13 protein-coding genes are annotated in these 15,029 nt (G+C 54.8%); 11 read left to right on the forward strand and 2 right to left on the reverse strand.

Annotated features, from left to right (window positions below; genetic code table 11):
* Positions 1 to 472: 472 nt before the first annotated feature.
* The gene (locus tag L4X63_RS21800) at positions 473 to 2,371 is read right to left on the reverse strand and encodes a methyl-accepting chemotaxis protein (RefSeq protein WP_250680779.1); all 1,899 of its coding nucleotides are present in this window, start codon (positions 2,369 to 2,371) and stop codon (positions 473 to 475) included.
* Between the two features lie 325 nt (positions 2,372 to 2,696).
* On the opposite strand from L4X63_RS21800, the gene tssF reads away from it, so the two are divergent.
* From tssF to L4X63_RS21855, 11 genes are all read left to right on the forward strand, one after another.
* On the forward strand, positions 2,697 to 5,492 hold the full coding sequence (tssF, locus tag L4X63_RS21805; protein ID WP_250680780.1) for a type VI secretion system baseplate subunit TssF: 2,796 nt from the start codon (positions 2,697 to 2,699) through the stop codon (positions 5,490 to 5,492).
* 31 nt (positions 5,493 to 5,523) lie between these two features.
* Complete coding sequence (locus L4X63_RS21810; protein ID WP_250680781.1) at positions 5,524 to 6,132, forward strand: hypothetical protein; 609 nt, start codon at positions 5,524 to 5,526, stop codon at positions 6,130 to 6,132.
* Between the two features lie 48 nt (positions 6,133 to 6,180).
* On the forward strand, positions 6,181 to 7,137 hold the full coding sequence (locus L4X63_RS21815; RefSeq protein WP_250680782.1) for a L,D-transpeptidase Cds6 family protein: 957 nt from the start codon (positions 6,181 to 6,183) through the stop codon (positions 7,135 to 7,137).
* Between the two features lie 40 nt (positions 7,138 to 7,177).
* Complete coding sequence (locus L4X63_RS21820) at positions 7,178 to 8,035, forward strand: M15 family metallopeptidase (RefSeq protein WP_250680783.1); 858 nt, start codon at positions 7,178 to 7,180, stop codon at positions 8,033 to 8,035.
* A gap of 63 nt (positions 8,036 to 8,098) precedes the next feature.
* Positions 8,099 to 9,850: a type VI secretion system Vgr family protein gene (locus L4X63_RS21825; protein ID WP_284694763.1), complete on the forward strand. Its 1,752-nt coding sequence runs from the start codon at positions 8,099 to 8,101 to the stop codon at positions 9,848 to 9,850.
* A 130-nt stretch (positions 9,851 to 9,980) separates the two neighbouring features.
* Positions 9,981 to 10,307, forward strand: coding sequence for a PAAR domain-containing protein (locus L4X63_RS23980; protein ID WP_502799937.1), 327 nt, complete (start codon positions 9,981 to 9,983; stop codon positions 10,305 to 10,307).
* A gap of 37 nt (positions 10,308 to 10,344) precedes the next feature.
* Positions 10,345 to 10,890 (forward strand): DUF4123 domain-containing protein, encoded by a 546-nt coding sequence (locus L4X63_RS21835; protein WP_250680785.1) that lies wholly within the window; start codon positions 10,345 to 10,347, stop codon positions 10,888 to 10,890.
* Positions 10,891 to 10,949: 59 nt separating this feature from the next.
* The gene (locus L4X63_RS21840) at positions 10,950 to 11,324 is read left to right on the forward strand and encodes a hypothetical protein (RefSeq protein ID WP_250680786.1); all 375 of its coding nucleotides are present in this window, start codon (positions 10,950 to 10,952) and stop codon (positions 11,322 to 11,324) included.
* Positions 11,325 to 11,464: 140 nt separating this feature from the next.
* Positions 11,465 to 11,917 carry a hypothetical protein gene (locus L4X63_RS21845; protein ID WP_250680787.1) on the forward strand — a complete coding sequence of 151 codons (453 nt, stop codon included), beginning with the start codon at positions 11,465 to 11,467 and terminating at the stop codon, positions 11,915 to 11,917.
* Positions 11,914 to 13,218, forward strand: coding sequence for a phospholipase effector Tle1 domain-containing protein (locus L4X63_RS21850; RefSeq protein WP_250680788.1), 1,305 nt, complete (start codon positions 11,914 to 11,916; stop codon positions 13,216 to 13,218). Before L4X63_RS21845 ends, L4X63_RS21850 begins: the two co-directional genes overlap by 4 nt.
* A complete protein-coding gene (locus L4X63_RS21855) occupies positions 13,211 to 14,242 on the forward strand; it encodes a DUF2931 family protein (protein ID WP_250680789.1) in 1,032 nt (343 codons plus the stop codon). Before L4X63_RS21850 ends, L4X63_RS21855 begins: the two co-directional genes overlap by 8 nt.
* Before the next feature lie 572 nt (positions 14,243 to 14,814).
* On the opposite strand, the gene L4X63_RS21860 is transcribed toward L4X63_RS21855, so the two are convergent.
* Complete coding sequence (locus L4X63_RS21860) at positions 14,815 to 15,009, reverse strand: hypothetical protein (RefSeq protein ID WP_250680790.1); 195 nt, start codon at positions 15,007 to 15,009, stop codon at positions 14,815 to 14,817.
* Positions 15,010 to 15,029: the final 20 nt, after the last annotated feature.

Here is a 15,029-nt window from a genome sequence, read left to right on the forward strand (position 1 = left end):
ATACAATCCAACCGCCCGAGTGCAGCCGGCTAAAAGGCCAAAAGATTAGAGATCACAATGAGATTCAAGAGAACCAGGCACACCCTTGCCAGCCATACCGCCCGTTTTTTCGATAAAAAGCGTGCTAGAACCGGCATTAACCACCTTTTACCTTAACTGCGGCATACGATATCGTCAGTTTACGTACATGTCAACAAAAAATAGAACATATTTTTATCGATCTCAAACAATCCGAAACTAATCCTCCCCTTAAGGATACGATCGGCCCCTCCCAGCCACAGTGCGGGCACGAAAAAGGGGACCGGCCTCTCTGTGCCAGTCCCCTTTGTGGGACGTCGATCCGGTTATGTATCTGCCGTTCCCCGTCGTTGCCGCTCCCTGCCAGCGAGCGCGTTATGAGGTACCGGCTCCCCTTTTTGTGCCGGCTTTGGCGGCTAACGGCTCCCGGTTTCCACTTGAAGTTTCTGTGCGGCTAGAGCCGGAACTTCCTGACGATGTGTTGCAGGTCGCCAGCCAGTCCCGAGAGGTTGGCGGCCGTGGTCGCCGTCTCCCGCGCCCCTTCCGCGGTCTGGTTCACCACCAGCGTCACGTGCTGTATGTTCTGGGTGATCTCGTGCGTCACCGCCGTCTGCTCCTCCGCAGCCGTGGCGACCTGGCTCACCTGGCCGGTCACCGATTCCACCTGCTCGAGGATGCTGCGGAGCGCCACCTCGATCTGGGCCGCCTCTTCGATCCCCCGCTCGGTTTCCTTCAATCCCCCCTCCATGGAGGATATCGCCGCCGTCGTCTGCTGCTGGATGTCGCGGATCATGTCGCTGATTTCCTTGGTCGCGCGGGTCGTCCGCTCCGCCAGGGCCCGCACCTCGTCGGCCACCACCGCGAATCCGCGCCCCTGCTCCCCTGCACGGGCCGCCTCGATGGCCGCGTTAAGCGCCAGGAGATTGGTCTGGTCGGCTATGTCCTCGATGGTAGCGACGATGGCGCCGATCTGCTGGGAGCGCTCGCCCAGCGAGTAGATGGCGCTGGCGTTCTCGCGGGTCTGCTCGCCGCGCAGCCGGATGCCGTCCACCGTTTTCCTGACCACGTTGAATCCCGACTGGGTACTGTCGGCGGCCTGCTTGGCGCTATCGGCAGTGAGATGGCAGTTATTGGCGATATCGGAGGCGGTGGAGGCCATCTCCTCGCTGGCGGTGGCGATGGTCGCCGTCTGCGCCGCCACCTGGTCGGCCCCCTGCGAGATATGCGAGGAGGTCGCGTTGAGCTGCTGGGATTCCCTGGTGAGCGAGCTCGAGGTATCGGCGATCTGGACGATGATGCCGCGCATACTGCCGATGAAGTGGTTCAGCTTCTCGGCCAGCATCCCGATCTCGTCGCGCCGCTCGCCGACGTCTATCCGCTTGGTGAGATCCCCCTCCCCTTCGGCAAGGTCGGCCACCCGCTCGTAGAAAATGCCGAGCGGCTTGAGCAGGGTCCTCAAGGCGACCACGATCACCGATAGCCCGATGGCCAGGAAGACGAAGCCGATAATGGTGAGCGCCGCAAGCTGCTTGGTCACCGGCGCGAAGATCTCCGCCTTATTGACGGTCACGCAGAGGTACCAGCCGGTGGAAGGGATGCGCGCCCAGGACATGAACTTCGCGTCCCCGTCGGAGCGGTATTCGGCATGCCCGTTAGGAGTGGCGGCCAGTTTGGCCTCCATCCCGGCAAAGTCGGCGGAGACATCCTTGAGGCTCTTCTTGAGAGTGTAGTCGGCGTTCGGGTGGATCAGGATCTTCCCGCTTTGGTCGACCACGAAGGCGTATCCGGTTTGGCCGACCTTGATGGCCAGCACCTTGCTGACGATGTCGTCGAGCTGGATGTCGGAGCTGAGCACGCCGGCAAACCCGGTGGGATAGACGATGGGGCTCATGAAGGAAAGCGTGAGCTTGCCGCTCGAGGCGGCGATGTACGGCGGGGTAAGTCCCGTCTTCTGATCCGCCTTGGTCTGGGTGTACCATGGGCGTTTGCGCGGGTCGTAGTCCGCGGGAGCCTTCCACTCGTCCGAGAAGATCACCGTGCCATCCTCGTAGCCTGGATAGACCTTCTTGAAATTGCCCGCCGCGTTGAGGATCTTGACCAGGTTAAGGATGTACTCCTTGGGCTGGCTGGGGTACTTCGACAGGTCCTTGGCGCCCGCGTCGATGACCGAGAGCTTTCCTTGGATCCAGGTATCGACATTGGCGGCATTGTCCCGGGCCAGCGCGACCTGGCTTTCCTGAAGCATGGTCGCCATGATCTTGCGCGAGCTGACAAAAGCGACCGCAACCAGGATGATGATCGCGGCTGCGAATACCGACACGACGGTGACATTCAGCTTCATTCCGAGTTTCATAGCTCTTCCCTCTTTCTGCCACAACGGCACGATGGCAATCGATTCCGCTTGGCCGTCCTCACTTAAGTGACGCAGCGCGGCTTCTCACTCAACCGGAGCTCTTGATCCAGAGAGGGAGCGGAAAGAGAGTTGAGAGAGAGAAAGCGCGGGCAAGACGGACGGCTTAGCTTTATCGCTGATCGGCGTTTCGAGAGAAATCTTTAGAAATTTCTGAGGGAAGCGACGTGGACTGTTGACCCGGTAGTACATTAGTGTACATTAATTCGATTGGGCATCCGAAAACGCCCCTGGCAACTGCAGACACAACCGGTGACGGAGGGAACGCATGACTGGGCCCCCTGCGGGATCAACGCACCATCCGCTTATCGAAGAGCTGATCTCCCGGGGGCACGAGTTTACCTTCGACCAGGTCATGCGCGTGGCCAGGATGCGTCTCACCGCAGGCAGCGCCGAGGAACTGCCGGAGATAACCTGCCAGGAACGAGTACGCATCCGCCCCGACCTCTCGCTCTCCTTCCCCGCCGGCGACGTATCGCGTGTCGAATCCACTGGTGAAGACGGCGTCGACCTCCTGGTCACCGCCACCTTTCTCGGCCTGTATGGCACATCCTCTCCCTTGCCGGCCCACTACACCGAGGATCTCCTCGACGAGGCCGCTGCCGACTCCTCAGTAACGCGCGACCTCCTCGACCTGCTGCACGAGCGGCTCTATCATCTCTACTTCCAGTGCTGGAGCAAGTACCGCCTCTTCATCAGGATCGCCGAGGAAAAAAATCCCCGCGACCTGGAGAGGCTCTTCTGCCTGATCGGCCTGGGCCATAAGGAGCTGCGAGAGAGCCTGCCGGATGCGGCGTCGCTTCTGCGTTATGCAGCCCTTTTCAACCAGTATCCCCGCTCGGCCACCGGGCTGGAGGCCCTGCTGCGTCAAGCACTCGGGATAGCCAGGATCGAGGTCGAAGAGTGCGTCCTTCGCAAGGCAAAGATCCCCGAGGATCAGCGGATCCGGGTCGGTCTCACCAACGCCGCACTCGGGGTGAACACCGTCCTGGGGAGCGAGATGGCCGACGGAATGGGAAAGCTCCGCATCCACGTAGGCCCTCTCTCCCGCAAGGATTTCGACTCCCTTCTCCCCGGCCCCCCCCGCCATCGAAAGCTCGCCAGCCTCGTCCGCCTCTACCTCCTCGATCCCCTCGACTATGACTTGAAGCTGACCATGGCGGACGGCGAACCCCGCTCCATCGTTCTGGGGGACCCGGAGGCCCCGCGGCTCGGATTGAACAGCTGGTGCGGCGAAGCGCCGGGAGAAGTGAGCGCCGTTTTCCCGATGGCCAGTTCCGCCACGCGCGCCACCTCACCCGCGCCTTCCGAAGATGTCGACGCGGAGGCAGCATCGAAGGGACCGTCAACCCTGGTCGAGCATTACCTGGAAGAACTGGCACGTCTGCGTGAGCTAGCCGCCAGCTATGCCAACGCCCATCCCACCGTGGCCTCCATGGTGCTCGGCAACCCTGCCGACCCGAGCGTGGAGCGTCTCTTCGAAGGAGTCGCCCTCCTGAACGCCCTCCTGCAGCACAAGCTTAATGACGACTGGCCCAAGATCATCCATGACCTCACTACTGCCATAACGCCCGGGAGCTTACGGCCGATACCGGCCACCACCATCGTCGTCTTTTCTCCGAAACAAAACTGCAGTGGACCGGAGTCCATACCCGCGGGAACCGAATTAAAGTCGGTGCCGGTCGACGGAACCGCGTGCAGGTTCACCACCCGCTACCCGGTAGAGATGCATCCTCTGACCGTCACCAGTGTCACCTTCTCCCAGCCACCCGCCAGTTCCCCCACCATTACTTTGAAGATGAAGCTGGCCGCGACCTGCCTGGACGACTGGATGGTGAAGAAACTACGCCTTTTCTTGGCAGCCGATTACACCCGGGCGTCCAATCTCTACCTGGTGTTATTCCGCTATCTCAAGCGAATAGTCCTGGCACCGCTCATCGGCGGGGAGCCGGCAACACTTTCTCCTACCCATCTTAAACCGGGTGGCTTTGACGACTCCGAACGCCTTTTCCCTTCCGAAGGTCACGGGGATACAGGCAAAGAGGTGATGAACGAGTTTTTCATCCTGCCGGAAAAATTCCTTTTCGCCGACCTTGAGGGGTGGGAGACCTGGGGCTGGCGCGGAAAAGGGACCGAGTTCGAAATCCGGTTCGAGCTGAAAAAGCTTCCTTTCGAGCTGCACCAGGTCAGCAGGGAAGATTTCGCCCTTTTCGGAACACCGGCAGTAAACGTATTCGAGCACCAGGCGGAGCCGATTAGCGTAGAGAGCCAACACCGCGCTTACCGGGTACTCCCCGCCGATACGATGTCAGCCGGTTTGGAGATCCACTCGATATCCTCCGTTAGCGGGATAAGCCGGGGAACCAACCGGAAGGTGATATTTGCTACCAGCCATTTAGGGCATCCGGCACCCGCCAACGGCGCCACCTACCGTATCACACCGGAGAGGGGCCCTTTTCACAACGAAAGCCATATCTCCATCTCGTCGTCCACCACCCCACTCGAAGAAGTCAGCACCCTCCTGGTCGATCTCACCTGCACTAACGGAAAGCTGCCGGAACAGCTTCAAGTTGGCGACATTTGCGAGCGGACCGACAGATCACCGAATTCTGCCGATTTCTCAAACTGCAAACCGGTCACGCGGGGCGGCGTTCCGGCCAGGGGCAGCAACCTCCTCTGGAAGGAACTGGCGATGAACGGCCTGAACCTGTCGCTCTTGGACGCAAAGGTCTTGCGGGCAATGCTCCGCTCGTTACCCGGTTGTTCGCCTCCCTTCCGGAGGAGAATGGACCAAACAGATCCAATCACTGCAATAACCTCTGTGCGTGTAACCGAAGCCGACCGCTTGATGGGAAGATCGATGGTGCGCGGATGGGATATCACCATACGGCTGGATGACGCCTCCTTCCTCTCGGCAGGCGATCTTTACCTGTTTGGGGCACTGCTCGACCGCGTCTTGAACGGCTTTGCCTCCGAAGCAAGTTTCACCAGAACGACCATCGAGCCCACACGTGGGGAAAGGTATCAATGGCCTGCGCGACCCGGGCGGAGACCGTTGCAGTAACGGCCCTCCCCCCCCTTACCAGGAGACCATCATGAAGCTCCTTACAATTCTGATCATCACCTTCCTCATGGCAGCATCATCATTTGCGGCTGACATTGCCAGTTCGAAGATAAGCAAACCAGCGCCCACGAGGCTCAACATTAAATTCACCTCGCTGTCCGACGACCACTGCAAAAAAAGCCAAGAGCTTATTGATATCACCGGCGAGGAATATGCCGCTGAATGCGCTGCAGCGGGTAAATGGAGGTTATTCAAGATATATGACAGCGAAGGTCGCTCCTGGATCGACATTTCGAAGGATCGGTCATTATGGAGCCCCATGGATATTATCAGTTACGATCCTCAATATAATTTTGGATATTTCCCTACCGTCGATGGCTTTCAAAATGTCGAATGGATCCTCAATGATCAATCGACGCCAAATTGGGTAATCATAGGAGTTGCTGGCCAAAACCGCAGGGACAACCTACCCGCCACACGTTATTTGATCGTAAAACTTACCGAAACTACAGTCAAAATTTGCGGTTTGACTGACTCTATCAAACAAGCTGAAGAGTTCATAACATCCACCCCCGCCTGTTCTATAACGGTAAACACAACAAAAATACCAGAGATACTAAAAAACAAGTCAGGACGATAAAATCTGGCTGGCCTTTAACCTGTGCATCGACGTTCTAGGGAGACCATCATGAATATTTTCATCGCTCTGATCATCACACTCATCATGACAGCTCCGTCGTTTGCTGCCGACCTTACCGAGAAAGAGCTGGAGGCCTTTCTCGCGGAATGGGTCGCGGCTCAGAACTCAGGGGCTTTCGAGAAATATGCCAGTATGTATTCGAAACAATTTTCCGGGATACGAAGATCGGGAGGAAAAACCGTCAAACTAGACAATAACGCATGGCTGAAAGACAGGAGAAAGATGTTCCAGAAAAGGATGGTGGTGCAGGCAATCAACCCTGAAATTGTGCTCGACGGCCAGAAGTCATCACTCAAATTCGAGCAGGTTTGGGAATCTAGCACCTACAAGGACAGGGGCAACAAGTTATTGATAGTGGCAGTCGAAAAAGACGGCATAAAGATCGTCTCCGAGGAGATGATGGATTCCAAGGTGGACGCAACACAAAATAAGGCTAGTAAAGAGCGCTTGGGCGCAGTGCCTGCTACGCCACTCGTCACCTCCATCGATAGCTCTGCCTGCAAAAAACTTCCCCAAAAAATAGCTGTAGGTTTCGACAAGTTGGGCCTTTACGCCGACGAATGTCCTGCACCTACTGGTTGGCGTCTCTTCTTAGTAGTAGGTGGAGACAGATCTTGGATTGACCTCGGGCATGATCACTCAGTCTGGACAACAGAACAAGAGGTTGTCTACAACGACAAGAACTTCTTCGGTTTCTTCCCCAATGTGACTTCGAAACAAGTTGAATGGGTAGTTGATGGCAATGACGCACCAATATTCTTAATTTTTCCAGTTACAGCCCAAGATCCTCAAAAAGCTGGTCACAGTGTATTGCAGTACTTTGTTGTTACAACCCAAGGTATCCCTCGTTTCTGTGGAACAGCAAAAACTATTAAGGAAGCAGAAAAGATCACTGGTGCAAAAAATTCATGTCCCCCCCTCTCCAAAAGACCATTTTCGTACTAGGGTCTGCTGCCGATAACACAGATTACAAAGAGAGTCACCGATGACAGGACGCGCCCCAAACCTTACCGATGAAGTTTCGGTACCTGAAAATATGAACGTCGGCTTGACTGTTGCGACGCAAGATTTCATGACAACCCTTCTTGGTAGGCCTAGAAAACTGTTGACACAGGAAGATCAGCCTATAACGAATTCTACTCTTGCAGCTCTTATGGTTGAGGCCAATGTTGGCCGTTTCACAGTAAAAGGATTGCGTCCAGCCGTACAGAGTCTCACCAGTGTCATGGTAGATATCGCAAAGGAACAGCCTGCAGTGTATGCCGGGCTGCAGGGATACGGCATGCTGGTCGTCCGAAACATGCGGCCAAACAAAAACAAACCAGGCGCGCCTTCCAAGATAAGTAATCATGCATGGGGGACGGCCATTGACCTGCTGCTGAACAGAAAACTCGACCCATACAACAACGGGAAAACATTTTATGGCCTTACCCTCATTGCACGTATTTTTAACCGCCATGGCTGGTTCTGGGGTGGACGTTACCGTACGTCCGAAGACGCTATGCACTTCGAGGTGAGCAAGGAGAAGTTGATCGAGTGGCAAAGAGCCGGGATGTTGGGCCCCATTTCCAAAAACAGACAAGAAACAATCCCTCCTGCCGGTTCCGATCGGGCCGGCACACCGTCGTCATCACACGACGCGTTTAGCCTGCGCAAAGGCGACAAGGGGCCCACCGTTGCCGTCCTGCAAAACGCCTTGATAACAAGAAAATACCATCTCGCTGCGGATGCCCGCTTCGGAGCGAGAACGGAAGCAGCCGTAATCGATTTCCAGCGCAAACACGGCATCCCCGCCAACGGCATTGTCGGACTTAAAACCGCCTTGTACCTCGGCCTCTACTGACGCGCGGACGGTGAATCCAGCAACATTTTCAGGTAACAAGACAAAATCGGAGGGTATCGCCATATGAGCCGGCCATTAAGTCATCCAACGCCCGTCTTCTCTTTCAGCGTTTTCGGACTCCCAGTCGACTTGCCGGTAGTGAACTTCGATGCTTCCGAATGGATGTCGCTTCCCTTTTCTGTCACCGTCGCTATTGCCACGGCCAGTGAACTCGGCAACCCCGACGACATCCTCGCCAGCCCCGCCCTCCTGACCATTACCCGCAACGACACCGTCATGCGCGGCGACGACCGGTATTTCAACGGTGTCATCCGCAGATTCGAACACACCGGCAAGAGCGGCCGGAAGTTTCTCTACGAGGCAGAGGTAGTGCCGTCCCTCTTCTTCCTCTCGCTCCGCAGGAACTGCCGAATTTTCCAGGATAAGAGCACCCGCGACATCATCGCCACCGTTTTGGAGAAGGCCGGTATTACCTCCGACCGCTACCGCTTTGCCCTCGTCAACACCGACCGAACGCGCGGCAACTGCGTCCAATACCAGGAGAGCGATCTCGACTTCATCAGCCGCCTCATGGAGGAAGAAGGGATCTATTACTTCTTCGAACACTACCAGGACAAACACGTCCTCGTCATGAGCGACAACCAAGCGGTCCACATCCCCATCCCGGGAGACGCATCGATCACCTGCAACCCAGGTGGAGGGATGGTAGCCGAAAAGGAAAGCGTCACCCATTTCACCTTCTCCCACCGGAAGACATCCGACGCCTTCGCACACAGCAACTTCTACTTCAAAAAACCCGGCTTAAACCTCACCACCAAGGAGACCACAGCCAAAGAGCCCCAGTGTGAGGTGTATGAATATGCCGCCCGCCATACGTCCCAGGCCGATGGCGCTGCACTGGCCAAAGTCCGGATGGAGCAACTGGTCGCGCTGGAAAAGCAGGGGCACGGCCACAGTTCCTCATGCCGGCTTACTCCCGGCTACACTTTCCTCCTTACCGATCACCATTCCGCGAGCCTCAACGCCCAATACCTCATCATCGAGGTCTCTCACACCGGTTCCCAACACCAGACACTTGAGGAAACGTCCTCAGGCGGCACCTCGTACGACAACCAATTCACCGTCATTCCGGCCAAGACCCAGTACCGCCCGACCATCCGAAGCTTGAAACCGGCCGTGCCAGGCCTGCAAACAGCCATTGTGGTCGGTCCCAAAGGGCACGAGATCCACACCGACCAGTACGGAAGGATAAAGGTTCAGTTCCACTGGGACAGAGATGGAAAGAGCGACGACAAAAGCTCCTGCTGGCTCCGTGTGGCACAGGCTTGGGGAGGAAATGCCTGGGGAGCCCAATTCATCCCCCGGGTCGGCGACGAGGTGCTGGTCGACTTCCTCGAGGGCGATCCCGACCGTCCCATCGTCACCGGCTGCGTCTACAACTCCGACAACCTCCCCATCAATCCCCTCGAAAAGAGCGTCACCCAAAGCGGTTTCCGAACCAAAACCCACCAAGGCGAAGGCCACCACGAGCTCCGTTTCGACGACGCCAAGGGCGCCGAAGAAATCTACCTCCAAAGCCAAAAAGACTGGAACATCCTGGTCAAAAACGACAAGACCGAAAGCGTCAACCAACACAGCACCACCACCATCGGCGGCAACTGCACCACCACCGTGAAAGCGACCTCCTTACAAGCAGCCGACCAGATCACCCTGACCGCCAACTCCAGGATCACCCTGCGATGCGGCGCTAGCACAATCGTGCTGGATCCTTCCTGCATCGAGATAAAGGGAGTCGTCGTGAAGGTTAACAATTAACCAAAACGGCTCCAACGTTGGCAACTTGACGGAAGGAAAGATTAATTCATACTAACCAATCACCAAATTGAAAGACGACCTAGTACCTCAGGAGGGTGCCATGGGAAAACCAGCCGCACGCGTAGGTGACATGCATACATGTCCTATCACGGAGAATTCCACTTCACATGACGGAGGGCCCATTCTGGAAGGCTCCCCCAACGTCTTCATGGGAGGTCAGCCGGCGGCACGGGTCGGGGATCGTATCCACTGCAACGGATCAGCCGACACCATCATCGAAGGCGAGCCGACTGTGTTGATCAACAACCGGCCAGCCGCGCGCACAGGAGATAAAACTGCCCATGGGGGAATCATCATCGGAGGATGCGGGACGGTCCTGATTGGGACGAGCTCAGGGGGACGCTGTGCCGAGGAAGCTGCCGCCACCGAAAGTCCGCTGATCGTCATGGAGAAATAGGATGCGCGGGGACTCTTGCGAGGATACCGGATCGGCGATGTCTCTGGAGGTGCATCGGTTCCTAAGCCGTCTCAATACACCGCTCTATGCAATCATTGACACCGCCCGAGACCGCAGAACCTTTTCGGTACTGGATGAACTAGACAGCCCCTACGAGATCCTCTACCCCCAAAGACTTGCCTTTGACATGGACGGTCGTGGCCCACACCTGATATGGATGCCCGCCGTTTCACCCAGTCTTGAGCAGCTCATAAAGGCGGGCTGGGGAAATAGCTGGGGGATTTATTTCGCCAGCCCGAGTGACTTCGCCACGGTTCGACGCCACCTGCGAATGCTGCTCTTCGTGAAGCTTTACGATGGCCGGCAAGGACTGTTCAGGTTCTATGATCCGCGAGTGTTGCGAGACTATCTGCCGACCTGCAACGAGAAGGAGCTCGACCAGTTCTTTGGCCCGGTCACCACGATTTACCTTGAATCGGAAAATGACCGGGAGCTGCTTTGCCTTTCGGTCGAGAAATCCACCGATAAAGGGGAGGAACCTTACCCAGGAAGGCTCCTCAGATACCGTTTAAACCTATTCTAACGAGTTCATCATGCTCTCCGGTACAACCAGCCAATGGGGGCGAGGCAAGGGGGAAAGTCATGCTCACGATTCGAAAAGAGCAAATTGAGGCCATGGAACGGGCGGGGATGAAGCGCTTCATAGGCAAAACGATCGACTTCATCAGGACCAACTCCCCTGAGTGGAGGCGACAATCAGACGAAACCCTAACCGCCTTCGTAGAGACCATGATCAGCTTCGCCGAAGAACACGGCCTGCGCAAAGAGATCAGCATTCAAAAGCTGATAGCGTACAAGATTACTGACCAGTTCGCCATCCCCTTGCCATCGCAGTTGGAGCTGATTTTGAGGAGGCCCGGCTTGGACGAAGATAGCAGGTTGGAGTATTTCTTGCGCCAGCTTGAGGACATGTCTCCGCTGATTAAGCTGAGGTTGGAAGACGTGGCGGAGAACTAAACGGCCATATATCAGATATACCCGCTATGGAGTGCCCTCTGCGTCGGGTCAACCCCGGAAGTCGGCTTAGCCAGTTCCGTCACGTAGCACATCAACTTAGCGAGGCGTTGTTGCCATAGACAACGACAAAGGAGGGAGAATTGAAAACCATTCTGTTGACTATCTCGGTATTGATTATGCTGGTAGGTACGGTCGCCGGTGCCCCGAAAACCAAGACAGAGGTGTCCAAGAACGAAACGGCGACGGAGCAGCAGCAGAAGAAGCGCTTCATCGGAATGACGGTGAACTTCATCAGGAAAAACTTCGGCGAGTGGAGCGGCAAGCAATCCGACAGTGACCTGACCAAGTTCATTGAGAACATGATCGAATTCGCCGAAAAACACGACGTGCTCTCAGGGCCCAGCATTCAAAAATTGATCGCGTACAAGATCATATACGACTTTAGTATCCCATTGCCGCCTCATCTACGTTTCATTTTGAAGAGACCAGGCTTGGACGAATATGCCAGGCTGCAGTATTTTGAGCGGCAATTTGAGGACATGTCACCGCTGATAAAGTTGCAGTTGGAAGACAACCTGGAGAGGTTGCCATGACAAAGACGCCCTCGCGAATCGAATATGCAAGCAATTCCCAGGAAGCCGGATCGGTATGTCACCACTGCCAACAACCTCATAGTCAACCAGCAGACAATCCGGCGAAGATACGAGCGGCTATCTTCTTTGACGGAACGCTTAATAACAGGACAAATACCGAGCAAGGCCAGAACGGCATAATCAAAGGTGACAGTTATAAAAATGATTTTACCAACATAGCCATCCTGGAACGGCACTACAATGGAACTGCTGATTATAATTATTGCTTTTCTCAATATATAGAAGGAATTGGCACCGAAGATAAAGAAAGTGACACCGTGAACGGGAAAGCTTTTGGTTGGGGTTCAACTGGGATACGGGGCAAAGTAGAAAAAGGAATTACTAAGGTAATGGAGAACATCACACACCGGCTTGAGAACAGCCAGAGGATTGAATTTTTACATCTCGATTGTTTTGGGTTCAGCCGCGGCGCAGCTGCAGCCAGACATTTCATACATGCTGCCCTTTTCAGAGAAAAAGATACGTTAGTTTCAAAGTTGCAATCGAGCGGTCACTTTGTTGGTGAAGTTAAAATAAGGTTCGTTGGATTGTACGATACAGTCGCTTCATATGGGTTATCAAACCACAACGACACCTTTGATCTCGATTTAGACGCAATAAGACATGCCGAATACGTGGTTCAGTTGGCTGCCGCAGAGGAACATCGTCAACATTTTGCTCTTACAAATATAGATAGCGCACCTCACGGCATCCAGTTATTCCTGCCAGGCTGTCATTCAGACATCGGTGGTGGCTATGCAGACAATGAGGATGAGGTAGATCATCAGGTAATGGTGGTTTACGGGAAAAATGGTCTCAGCACCGCTGACGAAGCTGCTCTCGTGAGAGAGAGGGAATGGTTACTAGCATCGGGATGGTATCATAAGGATGAGATTCAAGAAGTCGATATTTTTAATAGGTTGAAGGTGACTCGAAGGTCGATTAGCAACTGGTTTCATCGAATACCTTTAAAGATTATGGCTGAGCACGCTACTGAGAAAGGTGTTATTTTCCGACCAGCTCTGATGAGAAACTATAAAATTCCTTCTTGTCTCAAAGAAATAGAAAGTTTTATTCTTGGATCACCTATGTCTTCGCCCGATTATTGGTTGAACCTGAACACGGATATGATGAAACGATTGAGGCATGATTTTCTTCATTTTTCTGCTTGTTTTGAGGAATTTTCCGGTTGCAACCTGCCACGGTTCACCAACGATGACCTTGTAAATGGCAGTAGAGAGCGGGAGGTGCTTAATGGCTAGAGTTATATTAATTTTTTTGTTCGTGGCACTATCCTTTTCACCACTCGACGCAGGAGCTTGGGGGATATTCTCTATGTTAACAACAGAAAAGTTTGATTGGCTCCCAACCGAATGTGCCCACCGAAAATTTCCCATGACGTTAATAAAAGGAGACCTGATTCTTAAAGACGGCCACTCGCTATACGTCCCAGCCAAAGCTATCATCGACAACGGATGGGGTGAACTTGGCTCGACCCACATCGTCGGAGAGACGATGAAATCTCTTCCCGTAAAGCTGACGGCTACCTGGTTTTCCTATACAGAGAACAAATTTTTTTCAGGTGATTTCGAATTACCATACGACTCGATCTTGAAGCTAGTTCGGACAATGATAAGCTCTCGAACTGGTAAAAAACCAACAGCTTACTGGTTCCTGGTTGGCTTTGGGCCGGAGGGCGCTGTGTCGGTTTGGGTTGCAGCAGAAGGAATCACCGAAGAAGTGGGTAATTATAAGGCCAAAGAAGTGACTTTGGACTGGAAGGTTGTTTTAGATAATGACGATATCTCAAGATCCGATTACATCAATGAGGTTCTCCGCGACTCGCTTACTTCTCAGCAACAAAAAGAGCTAAAGGAACACGGCGTGCTTCAAGGGATATCCGGTTATTACAGTAAACAGTACAAATACAATCTCTCGGTCGGTGGGCAGACAAAACGGGAACTGTGGCTGAGGACGTTGAATGGGGAGCAAGAATATTTCGATTTTAACCACACTTCGAACGTACGGACCTATCGTGGGTTACCCCAAAACATAACGGTCTACTGGGAAAACAAAACCGGTCTCGGAATCGGTGCACACATTTTCTTTGATGAGGCAGAGATCAACGCTGCCTATAAGAGGCTTTCTGCCGAAACGGGTGATCGTCCTATGGAACTGAAGCTCGAGATCAGCGACAATCCTTGGGTCATCCACAACTCCTTGAACGACGGAAAGTACATAATCCTTCTAAATAAAACGGAGGTAAAACCCTACAGCTTGCCGTGATTGAAGAGAGGGACTGTTTCATTGTGACTCCCCCTACTTTGGTCGTCTGTCGGCCCAGAGGTGACCGCCCCCACACTCCGTCGCTGCCACTCCCAGGAAGAAATCTTCCTGCAACTCGACACGCTGATCGTCGAGCCTGATCATGCCCGGGTTGTCCTCGTCTGGCGGGGAGCCATCAACGTCCACGGCAAAGCCCATGAGTTGGGCGCAATGCGCGTCGCAGTTTAGGCTGAGGCCTTACAGGAGAGAGTAAGAGAGCCGAGCAATGTGGCCGGGCTGTCACCACTAGGCGCGACTCCCACTACGTTGGGCCCAGAGAAAAAAATGGCCCCTGCCCCCGATGCCGGGACAAAGGCCGAAGGTCGCGATCGTTCCGCCGGGGCGGAGGCGACAACTTGACCGAAAAGGAGAAAAAGACACGAACGGGCGGCGATCCGCTCGTGCCTGAGGCGTCGCCCCCGTCCGCGACCGTAGCCCCTCGCCCACCGGGAGAGGGCAGAGGTGAGGGGCAGGTCCACACCCGGAAGCATCAGGGAGGGGTGACGGGAGTCAGTGCGAGTTGAAGAAGCAGTTTATTTACGAGCTTTCCACACCCCATAGGCGGCCATTCCGATGGCGGTGGCGATGTACACCCCCTCCCCTCCCAGCGGCGTGACCGGGATGACGGCACTGGACGGCGGAGGCGGTGGAGTCGCATACACCGTGTCCGCAGCGGCCACTATGGCAAGGGCAATACTCTTTTCCCAAAGCGTCAGTCTCCTCAGCATATTCAATCTCCTTTCATTCA

Source organism: Geomonas sp. Red32 (assembly GCF_023652955.1).
In the GTDB taxonomy this organism is placed as follows: Bacteria; Desulfobacterota; Desulfuromonadia; order Geobacterales; family Geobacteraceae; genus Geomonas.